The 16,402-nt window shown below is 39.4% G+C and carries 17 protein-coding genes; 9 read left to right on the top strand and 8 right to left on the bottom strand.

Annotated elements, in window-relative coordinates:
* Nucleotides 1–268 precede the first annotated feature (268 nt).
* Both QRN39_RS05035 and fadH read right to left on the bottom strand, forming a co-directional pair.
* Complete coding sequence (locus tag QRN39_RS05035; protein WP_050945469.1) at nucleotides 269–1,489, bottom strand: EAL domain-containing protein; 1,221 nt, start codon at nucleotides 1,487–1,489, stop codon at nucleotides 269–271.
* A 64-nt stretch (nucleotides 1,490–1,553) separates the two neighbouring features.
* The gene (fadH, locus tag QRN39_RS05030) at nucleotides 1,554–2,318 is read right to left on the bottom strand and encodes a 2,4-dienoyl-CoA reductase (RefSeq protein ID WP_284906314.1); all 765 of its coding nucleotides are present in this window, start codon (nucleotides 2,316–2,318) and stop codon (nucleotides 1,554–1,556) included.
* A 137-nt stretch (nucleotides 2,319–2,455) separates the two neighbouring features.
* Between fadH and QRN39_RS05025 the strand changes: the two genes are divergently transcribed.
* From QRN39_RS05025 to QRN39_RS05005, 5 genes are all read left to right on the top strand, one after another.
* Nucleotides 2,456–3,313, top strand: coding sequence for a metallophosphoesterase (locus QRN39_RS05025; RefSeq protein WP_050945144.1), 858 nt, complete (start codon nucleotides 2,456–2,458; stop codon nucleotides 3,311–3,313).
* A gap of 156 nt (nucleotides 3,314–3,469) precedes the next feature.
* Entirely contained in the window at nucleotides 3,470–3,967 is a 498-nt protein-coding gene (locus tag QRN39_RS05020) for a L,D-transpeptidase family protein (protein WP_034619946.1), read from the top strand.
* A 73-nt stretch (nucleotides 3,968–4,040) separates the two neighbouring features.
* Nucleotides 4,041–5,318 carry an MFS transporter gene (locus tag QRN39_RS05015; protein WP_003211422.1) on the top strand — a complete coding sequence of 426 codons (1,278 nt, stop codon included), beginning with the start codon at nucleotides 4,041–4,043 and terminating at the stop codon, nucleotides 5,316–5,318.
* A complete protein-coding gene (locus QRN39_RS05010) occupies nucleotides 5,319–5,480 on the top strand; it encodes a hypothetical protein (RefSeq protein WP_170965988.1) in 162 nt (53 codons plus the stop codon).
* Nucleotides 5,481–5,662: 182 nt separating this feature from the next.
* Nucleotides 5,663–5,878 carry a hypothetical protein gene (locus QRN39_RS05005; RefSeq protein WP_050945147.1) on the top strand — a complete coding sequence of 72 codons (216 nt, stop codon included), beginning with the start codon at nucleotides 5,663–5,665 and terminating at the stop codon, nucleotides 5,876–5,878.
* A 195-nt stretch (nucleotides 5,879–6,073) separates the two neighbouring features.
* On the opposite strand, the gene QRN39_RS05000 is transcribed toward QRN39_RS05005, so the two are convergent.
* Nucleotides 6,074–6,970 (bottom strand): DMT family transporter, encoded by an 897-nt coding sequence (locus QRN39_RS05000; RefSeq protein ID WP_003211579.1) that lies wholly within the window; start codon nucleotides 6,968–6,970, stop codon nucleotides 6,074–6,076.
* Nucleotides 6,971–7,082: 112 nt separating this feature from the next.
* Here QRN39_RS05000 and QRN39_RS04995 point away from each other — a divergent pair, with 112 nt between their 5' ends.
* Both QRN39_RS04995 and QRN39_RS04990 read left to right on the top strand, forming a co-directional pair.
* Nucleotides 7,083–7,976, top strand: a complete 894-nt coding sequence (locus QRN39_RS04995) for an AraC family transcriptional regulator (RefSeq protein WP_268458751.1) — start codon at nucleotides 7,083–7,085, stop codon at nucleotides 7,974–7,976.
* Nucleotides 7,977–8,201: 225 nt separating this feature from the next.
* Nucleotides 8,202–8,663, top strand: coding sequence for a YkyB family protein (locus QRN39_RS04990; RefSeq protein ID WP_012009774.1), 462 nt, complete (start codon nucleotides 8,202–8,204; stop codon nucleotides 8,661–8,663).
* Nucleotides 8,664–8,696: 33 nt separating this feature from the next.
* On the opposite strand, the gene QRN39_RS04985 is transcribed toward QRN39_RS04990, so the two are convergent.
* From QRN39_RS04985 to QRN39_RS04975, 3 genes are all read right to left on the bottom strand, one after another.
* Nucleotides 8,697–9,605 (bottom strand): chemotaxis protein, encoded by a 909-nt coding sequence (locus QRN39_RS04985; protein ID WP_003212225.1) that lies wholly within the window; start codon nucleotides 9,603–9,605, stop codon nucleotides 8,697–8,699.
* Between the two features lie 73 nt (nucleotides 9,606–9,678).
* Complete coding sequence (locus QRN39_RS04980) at nucleotides 9,679–10,989, bottom strand: MFS transporter (RefSeq protein ID WP_212045811.1); 1,311 nt, start codon at nucleotides 10,987–10,989, stop codon at nucleotides 9,679–9,681.
* Nucleotides 10,990–11,114: 125 nt separating this feature from the next.
* A complete protein-coding gene (locus tag QRN39_RS04975) occupies nucleotides 11,115–11,654 on the bottom strand; it encodes an RDD family protein (protein ID WP_044139812.1) in 540 nt (179 codons plus the stop codon).
* Nucleotides 11,655–11,955: 301 nt separating this feature from the next.
* Here QRN39_RS04975 and QRN39_RS04970 point away from each other — a divergent pair, with 301 nt between their 5' ends.
* Nucleotides 11,956–12,108, top strand: a complete 153-nt coding sequence (locus QRN39_RS04970; protein WP_170965990.1) for a hypothetical protein — start codon at nucleotides 11,956–11,958, stop codon at nucleotides 12,106–12,108.
* 62 nt (nucleotides 12,109–12,170) lie between these two features.
* On the opposite strand, the gene QRN39_RS04965 is transcribed toward QRN39_RS04970, so the two are convergent.
* On the bottom strand, nucleotides 12,171–13,055 hold the full coding sequence (locus QRN39_RS04965; RefSeq protein ID WP_284906313.1) for a cation diffusion facilitator family transporter: 885 nt from the start codon (nucleotides 13,053–13,055) through the stop codon (nucleotides 12,171–12,173).
* 292 nt (nucleotides 13,056–13,347) lie between these two features.
* On the opposite strand from QRN39_RS04965, the gene QRN39_RS04960 reads away from it, so the two are divergent.
* Nucleotides 13,348–14,517, top strand: a complete 1,170-nt coding sequence (locus tag QRN39_RS04960) for an aminotransferase A (protein ID WP_003210942.1) — start codon at nucleotides 13,348–13,350, stop codon at nucleotides 14,515–14,517.
* 25 nt (nucleotides 14,518–14,542) lie between these two features.
* Here the strand turns inward: QRN39_RS04960 and QRN39_RS04955 are convergent, their stop codons facing one another.
* A complete protein-coding gene (locus QRN39_RS04955; RefSeq protein ID WP_137054703.1) occupies nucleotides 14,543–16,372 on the bottom strand; it encodes a PAS domain-containing sensor histidine kinase in 1,830 nt (609 codons plus the stop codon).
* Between the last annotated feature and the right edge of the window lie 30 nt (nucleotides 16,373–16,402).

The raw sequence follows: 16,402 nt of genomic DNA, 5'->3' as shown, positions 1-16,402 counted from the left end.
AGATGTATGGAAGGATTGGGCTGTCCTATGCATGAGGCGAAGATGAAAAGCACAAAAAAAACTTGGCGGGGGTAGCGCCAAGTTTTTTGGATCTTGATCTGATAGAGGGGTTGGGGAACAGAGAGTAGCTTCTCTCTATAACTAAATGATAATGATTATCAGTTTCATTGTCAACCATTTTTTATTTCTTTTTTTCAATCAAAAAAAGCAGCCCAAAAGGCTACTTAAATTGTTAATAAATGGCTAATATAATCTTCACACTGTGATTTTAAATTAATCCATCTTGCTCATATAAATAGGCATACGGAAGATCTATAAATAAATACATATCTCCCTCTAACGGGTAAGAAAACGTACGTATCCTCTCACCAGTTTCTAAATCGCTGTAAATATCACTGAAAAATCCTTTCCCGCTCATTCTCATTTGGAGAATATTTGCTAGGAAATAAGGACGCCAGCTCCAGTTTTTCTCGATATATTCAGGCTGGAACAACCATTCTTTTTCTTTTTTAAACACATTTCCAGTGATTTGAAAGCCTTCTTCATTACACATATAAATCCGAAAGCTGCAATCCGTTAATTCTAATGCCAGCTTTTGGATGAGTTCATCATTTGTAGTGCATGATTTTTTTAAGGTCGTGACAGCTTGGTGAATTCGCTTATAAAATGTTTCAGAATGTTCGTAGACAGTTTGTAGTTTCTTTTTCTCATGCGCAATAAATTGCTGGAATTCTTCCCTCAGCTGATCTTTTCGTTTATTGCGGTCAATTAATTCCGCCGCCGGCTCGTGAAGATAGAACCCTTGAAAGTATCTGCCGCCATTTCTCCAAGCATATTGCAGCTGAAAATTTGCTTCAATGTCTTCATAAATTAAAGCCGCCCCTATTTTTCTCGCAAGCAATGAAATGCTGTACAAGACATATTCATAGGAAGGAGAAGGAGCCGATGCTCTTAATGCGTGTAAATCTATTTTTAATAGATCGGGTGAGAGCAAGGCAATCCGGTCAAGATTGCTGCTTTCTTTTCCGATATTCGAAATGGCGATTTTAATACCATATGTACGAAAATACGTTAACGTATGGTAAAGCTGTTCAATATCGCCGCTAAACGTATGCTCTGTAAATTCGATAACAAACCGATTAAGCTGAATGCCCCTTGCTTCATATTGCTTCAAGAGTTCTAAAAAGCTTTCACCATGATCAAGCATCAGGATATTGGCATCATGATTAATAAAAATGAGCAAATCATCATCTGCTGTTGTGAAAAGATCGAGTGCTTGCGTCAGTACTTTATGATCTACTTCCACTTTATATTCGTCAGGAATAGATGAATCCGTAAAGAAGGAGCCTAGGCTAACTGTTTCAGACTCGAGCTTCATTCTTCCTAAAACCTCATAGCCTATCACTTTTTGCTCTTCCGCACTGAATATCGCTTGATAGTGCGGGAAAACATCTTCAATATTCGTTAAAATATCCAATGGATCGACCATTTTCATCACCTGCTTCTCTCTTTGTGTGATTATAACACATCAAAAGCAGGTCTTACATCGTCATTCAAAATGGGGATTGGTTGAGCCATTGCCCCCCATCCATTGTGATACAATCTCCATTTATATAAGACGCTTGTTCAGATAATAAAAAGCTTGCAAGCTTTGCAATTTCCTCTGGTGTACCAAGTCTGCCAAGTGGAACACTATCTACTGTTCTTTGCGCTGCCTCTTCCGACTCCCATAGTTTATCCGCACCGCCTGTTCTCTCGATTGGACCTGGCGCGATGGCATTAACGCGAATTCGATATTGCTTACCCCATTCCACTGCAAGCGTTCGAGTGAGAGATAAAACACCGGCCTTTGCTGCCGCTGAATGCGCCACACCTACACCAGCACCCCATGCATAGGTTGCCACCATATTGACCATACTTCCCCTTTTCCTTTGACGAATCCAGTAATTGCCCACTGCATGACTGCAAAAAAATGTTCCATTTAATACAATATCAATGACAGCCTTCCAGCCGTTAGGAGATAGTTTTTCTGCTGGAACTAAAAAGTTTCCTGCAGCATTGTTAATCAGAGCGTCCACATCTCCAAATGTATCTACCGCAAACTTGACCATTTGATCGGCATCCTCTGGGTTTCGTACATCCATTTGGAAGTAAGCGATCGAGCCGCCATTTTGTTTTATTTCATTTGCTACCTTTTCTAACGTTTCTTCTGTTCTTCCAGTAATCACGACATTCCAGCCTTCATGTGCCAAATGGACAGCCATCGCCTTCCCCATTCCGCTTGATCCCCCTGTGACAATCACTGTTTGTTTCGTCATTTGTTCTCCCCCTCTGTGGTTTTGAATGACTATTCATTCATTATTTTCTATCATATCATGATTGACCCTAGATGCACCATATGGGAGATTCTTTAAATATGATGCTATACTTAATTTTATTTATAAAGGAGTCTTATATGAAGCAACTTTCTCGGAGACAGTTTTTAAAAGGAGCAGCTGGCGCGAGCATTCTCGGTTTTTTAGCTACAACATGTGGATACGGATATGCCAGATACATCGAACCACGCATGATCGATACCGTGTCAATGACCATTCGAGATGCTCAGCTTCCAGCTTCATTTGACCAGTTTAAAATTGCTCAATTTAGTGATGTTCATTTAAGTGATACATTTCCTGCGAAGGAATTAGAATCCGTCGTCCAGCAAATCAACGCTGAGTCTCCAGACCTCATTGTGTTCACAGGTGATCTCGTTGATTTTCAAGCATCAATTGAAGAGCATGAAAAAGCGAAAGCCTATTTGACTGAGCTCCATGCCCCGTTTGGTAAGCTCGCGATATGCGGTAATCATGACTACGGACCATTTGGCATTGATCTTTATGAGAATACGATGAAAGATTGCGGCTTTACAATATGTAAAAATGATGTGTTTCCATTAGAAAAAGAAGGGGCGCATATTCAGATTGCTACAATGGATGACCTGATGATGAGTGTGCCGGATTATGACCTGATTAAGCGAGAAGTATCATCTGATTTATTTACCTTGCTGCTCGTACATGAGCCTGATGCAGCATTGGAGCTGGATACAACCCCCATTAACTTGCAGCTTTCTGGACATACCCATGGCGGACAGGTGCAGCTTCCTTTCTACGGACCCATTCTCACAGCACCTTTTGGCCATACATATGTGGAAGGTTTATACGGAAGTTATCAGCACCGAATCTATGTCAACCGCGGACTTGGGACAACAAGACTGCCGCTTCGATTTTTAGCCAAACCTGAATTAACCTTTTTCACCCTCTCTTCTCGCATTTAGACAGAAGCCAAACCGCTTCTTTTTGCATATAGATAATCAAAGATCTTTCTCATGACAAATGTTAGGAGAAACCTTCCTTAGCCTGATTCCGTCCATATATAGATTGAGTGACAGGCATCATGGCTTCTTTTATTTGAGCAAAAGGAGTGTCCTTTGGTGCTGCGATATACGGTAAAACGCGGAGAAACGCTTGCTTCTATAGCGCTTGATTTTCGAACAACAACAGAAGCTTTAAAGGCTGCAAACCCTTCACTGCAAGGCCGAGAGCCGTTACAAAATGAGGTCATTATCATTCCTGGTCTGCCCGATCCTAATACGATCCCTTACCGCATCTCTGTTTCGATTTCAAGCAAACGTCTCGTTTTGTTTTCTGGATCAGAGCTGATTCGGTCGTATCCGATTGCAACAGGAAGAATTTTAAATATGACACCGACAGGTTCTTATTATATTGTGAACAGACAGCCAAACCCAGGAGGTCCCTTTGGCGCCTATTGGCTAAGCCTCTCGAAAGTTCATTACGGCATCCACGGTACGAATAACCCGTCTTCAATTGGTAAAGCTGTGTCTAGGGGATGCATTCGTATGTATAATCAGAATGTCATCGAACTTGCTTCGATCGTTCCAAATGGAACACCTGTGACCATTAGCCAGTAGGAGAAATCAATTGTATGAATGCTTAAAATTTTATATGATATAAAGTGGGATCTTCAGGTTAAGGAGCGTATTTATGGATATTTTTAAAAACAGAAATTTTGTTCGTCTCTTTTTTGCAGCACTTGCTTCGCAAATGGGGACAACAGTAGGCAATATGGCGTTTGCCTTTTATTTGCTCGATCATTTTAGTCATCAGCCCGCCTACGCCACATTAGCAGAGCTCATGTATTCACTTCCAACGATCTTTGTCTTTTTTATGGTCGGTGTCGTAGCAGATCGTTTTGATCGTAAAAAAGTCGCAGAGAATTGCGATTGGATACGAGCTGGGCTGACGATTGTTTTATTCATTGTTATTTATTTCAATTCACTACCTCTTATTTTCTTGATCTTGTTTATACGAAGTGCCATTACGAAGTTCTTCTATCCAGCTGAAGCCTCTCTCGTTCAGGCGATTTTAAATAAAGATCAATATGCAAAAGCCGCTGGCTTAAATCAAATGCTGTTTAGTTTATTCATGGTATTTGGTGTTGGAATCGGTGCGATTATGTATAAGACAATTGGACTTCACGGTGCCATTACCATTGATTTGATCAGTTTTATTGTGTCAGGCATCCTGATTCGTACATGTAACATTCCAATTGAAGCACGTCAGCCAAATGGACAAGCAGGCTGGAGAGGCATGACCATTAAAACGTCTCTAAAAGATTTTAAAGAAGGCATTCTTTACATTATAAAAAATAAATTATTGGCTTCTTTAATTTTCGGCTTTTTTGTTTTTGGTTTAGTCAATGGCGCATTTGCTGTACTTCCGATGTTTACAATGAAATATGGTCTTTCACCGGATCATTTTGAACTGCATACATCCTTCTTTACAATCGCGATCGGTGCAGGCCTGCTTGTTGGCAGCTTAATGGGCTCTGTTCTCGCTAAAAAAGTAAAGATGCAATATCTCATGTCACTTCCAATTTTGGTTGCAGGCATTCTGATTTTTGTACTTGGTTCCACCCACACACTATGGTTGTTTTATGTCACATCGTTTGTCATTGGTACATGTATTGGCCCAGTCAACATTGTCATTGGCGGCTGGCTGCCGAGAATCGTCCACCCTCGTCTGATGGGACGTGTGTCAGGCTGGGTTGATCCACTTACCATGTTTGCTCAATCCATGACATTAGGTTTGATTGCGGTACTATTTCCAAAACTCATTACAAACGTTTCTTATATTTATTACGGAATGGGCGTTATTATTTTACTCGTTTTCCTTTTTTACTTCTTTACACTGCCAAAGTTCAGCAGAGAAGCTGACGACTTAGACGTGCAGCGTGAACTAAAAGGTCAGGGAGCGCAATAAATGAAGCAAAAAGGACTTTCTTCTATAGAAAGTCCTTTTTGCATGGCTGAAACACAAACGGCACTTATTTTTTCTGCTCATCGAAATGATTGGAAGCAAAGGATGAATCGAACGATCATCTATCACGTACACAATGCCTCCAACGACAAGTGCGACCAATAAAGGAGTTAACATATCTTTCAATCTAAACACAGTCCTGTCTGTTCTCATTAACTTTGATCTTATAACATATTTTTCTTTTTATGAAATAAAAGGAATGTGTATAAAATTGCAATATTTTTAATAAAAAATCTTTACATCTTTGGAAGTTTTATAGTAGTATAGTCAGGTTGGAGGTGAGGGGTATGCTAAAAAGTTATTATTTTATTCATACAAAAGATGATCAAGGTCAATATGTTGTACATACAGAAGATTGTGCATTTTTAGGTGATGCTTCAAGCCGTAAATTGATTGGTCTGCACATGAGTGGTGAGAGCGCCATTGATGAAGCTAAACAAATGACGAATGAAACTGATTTTAATGGTTGCTTCTACTGCGCTTATTCAAGTCATAAGAAATAGACCATGTGATTAAACCATATGTTCGGGCATGTTGTCTGGCATATGGTAAATTTTCAGGCGCAACATGAATACAAATTGAGAAACTACCCATTTATTTAAATAGGTAGTTATCACGAACTAATAGTTCACTTCATATATATTTCACCCAGTCAATTCTTCTTGCAATGAAAATCTCTCTTTGAACACCCTTCCTTCTCATTTTTTTGGCTGATATAATGCCATGAATAAAATCATGTATACAATACAAGCTGTCCCAGCCCATTGAAAAAAACCAAATGGCTCCTTTAACCAAAAAACAGTCGTGACAACTGCCGCAAGGGGCTCGACACTTCCAATTAAGCTTGACTCTTTCGGTGATAAATATTGCAAGCTTTCTATGTAAAACCAAAAAGCGATCATTGTACCAAATATGATAACAAACAATAAATAAACATACGCTTCAACAGGTAAATGCGAAAGATTTATCTTCCATGGCGGATGGACTAAGCTAAGGGCGGCTCCCCCAATCAGCATCGCCCAGCCAACAACGACTAAAGAATCAAATTCTTTTAACAGATTGATTGGATATAGCGTATAAAACGAAAGCGCTACAGCAGACAGTATTCCCCAAACCACTGCGACAAATGGAACGGTTAATGTTGAAACAGAACCATTCGTCAATAAGAGAAACATGCCCATGAACGCCAATGACACCGTCAGCATATCTCTTTTGGTAAAAGTAGATTGGCGGCGAAGTACTAAATACATGATAATCATAACAGGGGCCGTATACTGCAGAAGCGTCGCCACAGCTGCATTCCCAAGTTGAATGGATGCCATATAAGTATATTGAACAGCTAGCATGCCCATTACTCCAAATATAAGGACTTGCATAGCCGTCCTCTTCTTTTTCCACACACCAATTAGTTGCGCTCGTTCTTTTGTCATGAAATGAACAAATAAAAGCAGTCCACCTGAAATAAGCAGCCTGACAGTCACAAGCCAATTGACATAAATCCCATATTGCTGAAACAATTTTTGTGAAACAGTTCCTCCTACTCCCCAACAGATGGCACCAATCAGCACAAGCAAAATTCCCTTATTTCTATCCATTTCGTTCTCCTCAACTCTCAAACAATCATGATAATATAGTTGATAGTAGTTCACTTTGTTACATATTGATATATCAATTGAACATAAAAATAAAAGAATATTGAGGAGAGCCATGAACAACCATCATTTTCTTATTGACTACAATTTGAAAGAATTAACGGAGCATTCTACTACGACCTGGTCTATCGCTCTTTATCATACGAAAATTTGTGATCATAGAAGCGGCCACATCCCTCTTCACTGGCATGATGAATTTCAATTTGTTTTTATTTTAGAGGGTGAAGCTGAATTTCACATCAATGAAGAGACGATATGTTTGAAGGAAGGAGATGGCGTATTCATCAATAGTGGCTGCCTGCATATGGCAAAAGATGCAAATGGGACAACTTGTACATATCTTTGTCTAAACGTTTCCCCACATTTCATCACAGCCAATGAATTATTTACCACTTTCGTTCATCCTTATATGCATGCGAGTCAGACACCTTATATTTTATTGAACCGAAAAGACCACTGGCCAAATCATATCTATCAATGTATTCAAACCATTCAGCGATTAATTGATGAAACTCCAGCATATTATGAGCTTGAACTCAATATTCAACTCATCACCATGTGGAAATGTTTATTACAAAATGGCTTTCAAATAAAATATGATGCACGGCAGCATGATAAAAATGAACGGATGAAACCTATGCTGAATTGGATTCACCAGCATTATCACGAAAAGGTGCTTCTTCAAGATATCGCTCGAGCAGGTCAGCTAAGCCGATCTGAATGCTGCAGATACTTCAAAGATATTCTAAAGAAGACACCTCTTCATTATGTGAATGAATATAGAGTTCAACAAAGTCTCATCCTGCTTCAAGAAACAGACTTCAATATAACCGAAATTGCTTACAAAGTCGGCTTCAACAGCACAAGTTATTTTATTAGTATGTTTAAAAGAATAAAAAATACGACACCTTTAGCATATAGAAAATTAAAAGCGCCGCATTCTTTGTAACTGAAACAGATTGAAGAAAAATCATGATGGATAGATACTAGTGTCTTTGCACACCATTCTGTCATTTTTATATACAAACACGTTTTAGAACCGTCATGAATGGCTATTGTAAATAAGAACAATGGAAATCCTATCGCTTTTTAAAATAAGTCTATTTGCAATTTACTAATAAAAACGTATAATTTATACTAAGCACAGGAAGACGAAAGACAAAGGAGAGAAAAAATGGACGATTATGCTCATACTAAAGACATAGAACCTACAGCAGAAAACATCGCAAAAGCCATTTATACTGTTAACCGCCATGCTAAAACCGCACCAAATCCCAAGTTTCTTTATCTTTTGAAAAAACGTGCGCTGCAAAAACTATTGCAAGAAGGTAAAGGAAGAAAAGTGGGCCTACATTTCTCTAACAATCCCAAATATAGTCAACAACAGTCCGACGTGCTGATTGAAATTGGAGATTATTATTTTCACCTGCCACCAACCAAAGAAGACTTCGAATTTTTGCCACACTTAGGAAATTTAAATCAATCATATCGCAATCCGAAAGCGAATATGTCATTAAACCGAGCAAAGCAACTGCTTCAAACGTATGTCGGTTTAAAAGAAAAACCTACCGCCACAAAACAAAAATCACATTATACAAAGCCCGTCTTCAAACGACTCGGGGAAAGTTATTTTTAAACAAAAAACCACTCATGACGAGTGGTTTTTCCTTTAGATTATAAAGTGATCGACTTTTTCAATCAGCTGATGAATTTCTGGTTTACTAATTTGATCATCTGCACCAATTGTTTCCCCTTTATGGCGCAAATCTTCAGTGATTAACGAAGAGAAGATAAGAATCGGTATGGAACTTGTTAAAGGATTTTCCTTCAACAGTTTCGTTAATCGGTGACCATCCATTTTTGGCATTTCAATATCTGTAATAATCATATCAATTTCTTCTGTCACAGTAATTCCTTTGCTAACAAGGTCCATGACGTGGTCATATGCCTGTTTCCCGTCTTCAAAGGTCACAATGTTTTTATAGCCTGCTTCGGTTAATTCATTTGTTAATAAACGCATGAGAAGCGGAGAGTCTTCAACGACATAAAGCTTCTTCCCTGTTCTTCTCTCGTCTTTCTCACCGTCAAACATATGATACGTTTCTACTCCAGAAGCGGATTCAATATCATAAATGATTTTCTCATAATCTGGAAGGAAAACCATTTTCTCATCAAGCTTAATGATACCGGTTAAATGACGTTCCATCCCTTGATTGAGTGCAGTTGGCTTTTCAATCTCTTCCCAGCTGACGCGGTGAATTTGTGATACCGTTCCTGTATGGAACACAAATTTCCGTTGGTTGAATTCAGTCACAATATATTTCTCTTGTTCTGACTGATCTGACTCGACATTAAAAAAGGAAAATAGATTGATGACTGGTAAAATCTCGCCTCGTAAACTAATCATCCCTTCTACATCTTGATGAGAGTGCGGTACTGCCGTCACCTCAACCGGCTGGATGATTTCTCTTACTTTCATGACGTTAATGCCGAATTGATTTGAACCAATTTCAAACTTCACAATTTCCAATTCATTGGTACCAGAGTCAAGTAAAATTTCTTGTTTGTTTAAAGCCACGGAAATCCCTCTATTCTTCAATATTAGATTGTACTTTTTATATCGGCAGCATAGGTAAAAAGTTGACGTTTCTTTACGCTTTCTCTCGTACGAATTGATGAATCACAAGTCCTATCGCTGCAAGAATAAGTAAAGACCCTAGCGCAAGGCGGCTTGCGAGGTTTCCGTGCTCTGCAAACAGCAGAGTGACTGACCCATAAATGATGGGTCCAATAATGGAAGACACCTTCCCTGAGAATGCGAAGAGACCAAAAAACTGTCCTCTCTTTTCCTTCGGTGTCAGCTCAATAATCAATATTCGTGATGCCCCCCAGCTTGCGCCGAGTGAAATACCGAATAAACTGCCAGCCACCCAGAAGACCCATTCCGTTGTGGCTGTGACAGCCAGAATCAGGGCAACGATCAAAATCACATACACGACTGTAATCGAGCGCTTTGCCCCAATCGCTTTTGTGATATATCCAAATAAAAAGGAGCCAATGATACTTGAAATGGTCGACACAAGATAAAGCAGAATAAATTGTCCAGCAGTAAAGCCAATGATGATTTTGGCATACACCGCCATCATCGCAATCGCTGTCTGTAGGGCATCATTCATAAAAAAGAAAGCAATCATAAAGATAAAAGCCGGCTTGTAATGTTTCATCTCTTTAAACGTGCGAATAATTTCTTTATACCCGCTGAAAAATGACGCCTTTTTCTCTGGCTGCGGCAGTGGATGAGGGTCTTTTACAAAAAAGAGAAATGGCAGGAAAAAGAGAAAGAATAATAGTGCTGTCGGAATAAATGCTTCATGAAATTGGTCATTGCCAACAAGTAAATAAACTGTGAGACCGACAAGCGTCCCTAAATAACCAACGGCAATGCCAAATCCAGAAATAAGCGGTATTTCATCCTTTGTCCCAAGATCGGGCAGGATGGTGTCATAAAACACTAGGCTCGAGTGATAGAAGAATTTTGCAATCACAAACAAGGTGACCACTACTAATAAAGAGACAGGCAGCCCAAACCATTCGCTTGAGAAATCAATCCCAGCAAAGATCCCCATCAAAAATGTACAAGCTATACATATTAGAGTAAACACTGTGATATAGCGCTTCTTTTTTCCTGTACGATCGATCAGGACTCCGTATAATGGTGTGAAAATGACGAGAAAAAAACTGGCTAGTGCGTTTGCATAAGAAATAAATGTACTAGCGATCTGATCCATTCTCGCACTGTCTCCGATTGTTTCCTGCAAGTAGAACGGGAAGAAAATGGTGATCATATTCGATGAAAATATCGTATTTGCAAAGTCATACAATGCCCAGGCCAAAATGGGTGCTGTCAAAAACAGACCGAAGCCTGCCCCTTTTTTCTGCATGGGCTTTTTCCCTGTTTTCAATCGTTTGTCTCCCTTCCCTGCCTGATTTTTCACTATCATTCTATTTTATGTCATACGTCCCTCTTCCATACAAGCAATCTATACAAAAAGCACCTCTTACGATTGAGCAGAGGTGCTTTTTTTCATTATTTCTTCACAACAATGGTACTTGCAATTAAATCGTGAAGTGCTTGTTTTTTCTCTGTGAAAAAGGCAATGATGTAGCCAATATATAAGATTGGAGACAAAAAGCCTTTTGCAAAGAAGCGACCTGTTGCACGGCCGAATGTCACTTTTTCGCCCGTTACTCTTGTCACTTTAATCCCAAGAGCCATCTTACCAAGCGTTCCTTGCAGTTTTGATGATTCCATGATGGCGTAATAAAGCCATGTCACCACAATACCGATCAAGATCGCTCCTATATAGAAAAAGATAAGTCCCATAATCACTGCCCATTCCTCATCTGTCATAACAGTTGTTGAATAGTAATAGCTGTCGTCATCCATCATCAATGCTGCCTCTGGACTTGAGACAAAAAAGAGTGTTGCCAAAATAAACATGATAAAAGAATATGGTACGCCGATGATGATACCATCCAAAAGGTGTGCAAGAAAACGATAGCCTACGCCTGCTAGCTCAGGATGTTTCTTTTCTTGAATGTGTGGTTCTGTTATGTTTGTTTCCATCCTATTTCTCCTTTATTATGTATGTTTTCTATAAATTTCTTATAATCATTCGTTATTATATCTTATGAATATCGCAAGATCAATGTAACTTTACACTTTTACATATATTTTAGATCAGTTCGTCCTCAATGATTTATGTGAATAAATACTGAAAATTTGTGAAAATCATGGTACTTCTAGTTCTTTTACCTCCTGATTTTTTAACATTTTGTGATATTTTCGTCTTGTTTCCATTCTGCTGTTGACAATGGTTCTTCACATGGTACAATAGTCAAGGATTTTTTAAAGAAAGGTGTTCATGATGGGAACTGTCGTACTATTAAATAACAATGAAATGACTGTGATTGAAGATATTTGCGAAGCTGATTTTTTAGACATGAAGCATGATTTGTCAAATGATGACGCAGCTTATATCTCTTGGTATGAAGATTACGATACTGCTTATGGATATTGATTTCATTTCATAGATGAAGCGTAAAAAAAAGGCGATACAACCTAAGTTGGTTGATCGCCTTTTTACGTTTGCGTGCTTCTTTCACTTTCAGGTTCTACATGAATAAAGATTTGTGCATGCGGAAATTCTTGCTGAATCTTCTCTTCAATTCGATCACATAATTGATGAACATCTTCTATCGTTGTCTTGCCATCTACAATCAAATGAAAATCAATATATTCCTCTGCACCGGATCGTCTTGTTCGAAAGTCATGATATTCGATGAACTCTTGACTGAATCCTTGAATGATTGCTTCGATCGATTGTTCTTCCTCGGGCGTTAGCCGGGCGTCTACGAGCGGCGGGAAGGCTTCTTTCATGAGTTTAAATGCTTCACGCATAATAAAGAGAGCAAGTATCATTCCAATGATCGGATCTAAGAAATACCAGTCGGTTAATGCGACAAGCAATAAACTGAATGCGACCCCTAATGACGTATACACATCTGTTAACAGGTGCAATGCATTCGATTTCATGGCGACAGAATGTACTCGCTCTGCCTCTTTGTTCACAGCCTTCGATACGATAAAATTGATGAGCGCGCCTATCAGCATCACCACAATGCCAAGTACAGGCAGCTTGACTGGCTCTGGATGCATTAATTTGTGAACACATTCGTAGATGATCCAAATGCCCGCAACGAAAATCAGTAAGGTCTCAATCGTTCCAGAAATATTTTCGACTTTTCCATGTCCATAAGGATGTTTAGAATCTGCTGGCTTTCTTGAAATACGAACAGAGATAAATGCAATAAAAGATGCCATTAAATCGAGAAAAGAATGAATGGCTTCTGATAAAACAGCAACAGATCCAGTGAGCAGACCTACAATGATTTTTAAGATGACAACAAATGTGTTACTCATCACGGATAGAAACGCTATTTTTGATGTCTTCGCTGATTGTTCCATTTATCGTCCTCCTTTAGGAGATCGTATGTCTATGAAAGCAATTCCCATGACCCTGATTCTCACGTTCTTTCAGTTTACACCGTTTTGCCGATTTCTAATCATGTTATCGCAGCCTGTATTTTCTCGTGAGGTTACGCTATAATAAATGTTGCTCTTTCTTCAATATATCACTCATGCTGTGATGAATAGGAGAATAGACTACAGATAATGATATCCAATGCCTTTCGCAGGTGACATTTATGCAGTGAATGGTAAAATAGGATAAAAACATAAATTTTTAAGGTGATGAGAAATGGAGCATTTGCTGAATCCAAGAGTAAAGGATATTGAAATTTCAGGCATTCGAACATTTTCAAATCTCGTATCGTCATATGAGGATGTCGTATCTTTGACGATAGGCCAGCCCGATTTTTATACGCCGCATCATGTCAAAACAGCTGCAAAAGCAGCCATTGACGAGAATTTCACTTCGTACACTCATAATGCTGGTTTCCTAGAGCTAAGACAAGCAATCCAGCACTACATCAAGAAGAAAGTCAACCTTGATTATGATGCAGAGTCAGAGATCATTGTGACGACAGGTGCAAGTCAAGCGATTGATGCTGCGTTTCGAACCATTTTGTCAGAGGGTGATGAAGTGATTTTACCTGGACCTGTCTACCCTGGCTATGAACCAATCATTCGAATGTGCGGGGGGAAGCCCGTACATATCGACACAACGAATGCTGGCTTTAAATTAAATGCCAAGCTGATTGAGGATGCATTAACGGAAAAAACAAAGTGTGTTGTGCTTCCTTATCCTTCAAATCCAACTGGTGTCACGCTTTCAGAAGAAGAATTGAAAGAGATTGCCCAGCTCCTTGAAGGAAAAGACATCTTTATTTTATCCGATGAAATCTATAGCGAGCTGACATTTGACCGGCCGCATCATTCAATCGCTTCTTTCTTAAAGGAACAGACCATTGTGATTAACGGACTGTCTAAGTCTCATAGCATGACTGGTTGGAGAATTGGCTTTTTATTTGCTTCAGCTCCAATTGCTAAACATGTATTAAAAGTACATCAATATAACGTGTCTTGTGCCTCGGCTGTCTCACAAAAGGCGGCACTTGAAGCTGTGACAAATGGTGTGGATGATGCACTCATCATGAGAGAGCAATATAAGAAAAGGCTCGATTATGTATATGATCGGCTCATTTCTATGGGGCTTCCGGTCATTAAGCCTTCTGGCGCTTTTTATATTTTTCCATCCATTGAATCGTTTGGGATGAGTTCCTTTGATTTTTGTATGGAGCTGTTAGAAAGTACAAGACTTGCTGTCGTACCAGGGTCTGCTTTCTCTCCACTCGGCGAGGGGTATGTGCGTCTATCCTATGCTTATTCACTTGAAACACTGAAAGAAGGACTTGACCGCCTAGAACAATTCGTTCTTGAAAAGCGTTCTATTCATTTAACAGACTGAAACAACGGCTCTCCTGCCGTTGTTTTTATTTTGCAGGAAACATGATGTGAAATACGGTGCCCTTTTCGGGATGACTATCCACACGGATCGTCCCGTTGTGATTTTCTAAAATATTAAATGTCACCATAAGGCCAAGTCCAGTCCCTTTTTCCTTTGTCGTTAAAAAGGGCTCTCCTATTCGCTTCATGACCGATTCAGGAATGCCAACCCCTTCATCACGAATGGTGACGTGAATTCCATCTCTTTCTGCTTTGGCCGTAATGTCAACCTGCCCTCCGTCCGGCATGGATTCTACGGCATTTTTGATTAAATTGATAAACACCTGCTTGAGCTGATTTTGATCCCCGTTCATCAGGAGATCCTCTTCTATTTCACTCGTATTCATTAAAATGCCATTTAAGTTCGCTTGTGTTTCTAATAAAGCCGTGACTTCGCTGATGATTTTTTTCAAATCAAGTGTCTGCATCGATGCCGTTTGCTGCGGTTTTGCCAGCATGAGCAGCTCGCTTAAGATAATTTCTATCCGGCTCAGTTCAGAGAAAACAATCTCGAAATATTGATCCCGATCTTTCGTTTTCGGTTTAATGAGCTGCAAAAAGCCTTTGATGGCAGTCAATGGGTTCCTGATCTCATGTGCAATGCCCGCAGCCAATTGGCCTGCGATCGATAATTTTTCAGATCGGAGCATGAGCTCTTCTGTCTGCTTACGTTCGGATATATCTCTTAAAATAATTTGAACGGCTGTTTCTCCAAAAAATGTAGTTGGGATACACACCATTTCTGTATAGATCAGCTTGTGCTTAAATGTATGACAGCTCATCGTGACAATCTCAGAATCTGATGCTCTTTCAATAATACGTGATATGCTCTTTTTCACTTTTGGCTGGTCACAGGAATGGATTTGATGGAAAATATCTTTTCCTATTAATTTATCGTAATGCTCGGCTTCAAATAATTTAATGCCTGATTCATTCATAAACACCCATTTGTGATCGTGAATGACCGCAATCGTATCAATGGAGTTTTGGATGAGCAGCTGATACCGCTCCCGGCTTTTTTGCAGAACGGTTTGGAATTTCTTACGGGATGAGATGTCTACTAACAGCAAAAGCTCTGCCCGCTGATTTTGATAGATCGTTGGTGATGACTTCACTTCGATATGAATGCTGCTTCCATCTTTCCGCTTCCAAATCTGTTCAATCATTCCGACTGGAAGACCTTGTTGCAGCCTTGTAATTCGGCTTCTCACAATGTCATGGTACTCCTCAGCAATAAAGTCAAATGCAGTTTTGCCGATCATGTCATCTCTTGTACATACCCCCATTAATTGAAGCATCGCATCATTCGCATAAACAATTTCCCCTAAAATCGTAATACATAACGGATTTGGCAGCATGGCAATCAATTGTTCAGCTTCACTGACATGTTGGAAAGCCGGCAGACTGCCTAACGACTGTTCTGACACTTCTGATGTTGTTTGAAATGCTGCTTTTTGCGGTTCAGCGTCCAGCACCCTCATTTTTAGGATCATTTCTCTACTTAATTCACTGTCTAACTCATCACAAGCAACAAAATCAATACTAGCTTCAATCCATACAGCTGTTAGATCACTTCTAAGCAGCCTAAAGTGGGAAATCTCTAGCATGTGCTGATTGTAGAAATAACTCTCGACGAGAAATTGATCTTCGGTATGAACAAAGTCTTTCAAAAAACACCCTAGTAAATCCTTTTGTTCATAGAGCAAAAGCTGCTTACAGTTAGAAGAAATGTAGAGAAAGCGGCCATTAGAAGAAAGAACGGCATGTAAATCGATATTCGAATAAAGCTGATTCGAATCTTTCATTTTTTGTTCCATCGTCGTCCGACCCTCCTTTTCATTTTTTAG

This window comes from Bacillus sp. lyk4-R2A-2 (genome assembly GCF_030209735.1).
GTDB classification, from domain to species: domain Bacteria; phylum Bacillota; class Bacilli; order Bacillales; family Bacillaceae; genus Bacillus; species Bacillus pumilus.
The sequence above is the reverse complement of the archived record's forward strand: the minus strand, read 5'-3'. Positions and strand labels throughout refer to the sequence as shown.

Bases quoted from the DNA above. Each gene is read 5' to 3' on its own strand.
- QRN39_RS04960 (WP_003210942.1), top strand. From the start codon at position 13,348: ATGGAGCATTTGCTGAATCCAAGAGTAAAGGATATTGAAATTTCAGGC.
- QRN39_RS04965 (WP_284906313.1), bottom strand. From the start codon at position 13,055: ATGGAACAATCAGCGAAGACATCAAAAATAGCGTTTCTATCCGTGATG.
- fadH (WP_284906314.1), bottom strand. From the start codon at position 2,318: ATGACGAAACAAACAGTGATTGTCACAGGGGGATCAAGCGGAATGGGG.
- QRN39_RS05010 (WP_170965988.1), top strand. From the start codon at position 5,319: ATGAAGCAAAAAGGACTTTCTTCTATAGAAAGTCCTTTTTGCATGGCT.
- QRN39_RS04955 (WP_137054703.1), bottom strand. From the start codon at position 16,372: ATGGAACAAAAAATGAAAGATTCGAATCAGCTTTATTCGAATATCGAT.
- QRN39_RS05015 (WP_003211422.1), top strand. From the start codon at position 4,041: ATGGATATTTTTAAAAACAGAAATTTTGTTCGTCTCTTTTTTGCAGCA.
- QRN39_RS04990 (WP_012009774.1), top strand. From the start codon at position 8,202: ATGGACGATTATGCTCATACTAAAGACATAGAACCTACAGCAGAAAAC.
- QRN39_RS05025 (WP_050945144.1), top strand. From the start codon at position 2,456: ATGAAGCAACTTTCTCGGAGACAGTTTTTAAAAGGAGCAGCTGGCGCG.
- QRN39_RS05000 (WP_003211579.1), bottom strand. From the start codon at position 6,970: ATGGATAGAAATAAGGGAATTTTGCTTGTGCTGATTGGTGCCATCTGT.
- QRN39_RS05035 (WP_050945469.1), bottom strand. From the start codon at position 1,489: ATGGTCGATCCATTGGATATTTTAACGAATATTGAAGATGTTTTCCCG.
- QRN39_RS04970 (WP_170965990.1), top strand. From the start codon at position 11,956: ATGGGAACTGTCGTACTATTAAATAACAATGAAATGACTGTGATTGAA.
- QRN39_RS05005 (WP_050945147.1), top strand. From the start codon at position 5,663: ATGCTAAAAAGTTATTATTTTATTCATACAAAAGATGATCAAGGTCAA.
- QRN39_RS04975 (WP_044139812.1), bottom strand. From the start codon at position 11,654: ATGGAAACAAACATAACAGAACCACACATTCAAGAAAAGAAACATCCT.
- QRN39_RS04995 (WP_268458751.1), top strand. From the start codon at position 7,083: ATGAACAACCATCATTTTCTTATTGACTACAATTTGAAAGAATTAACG.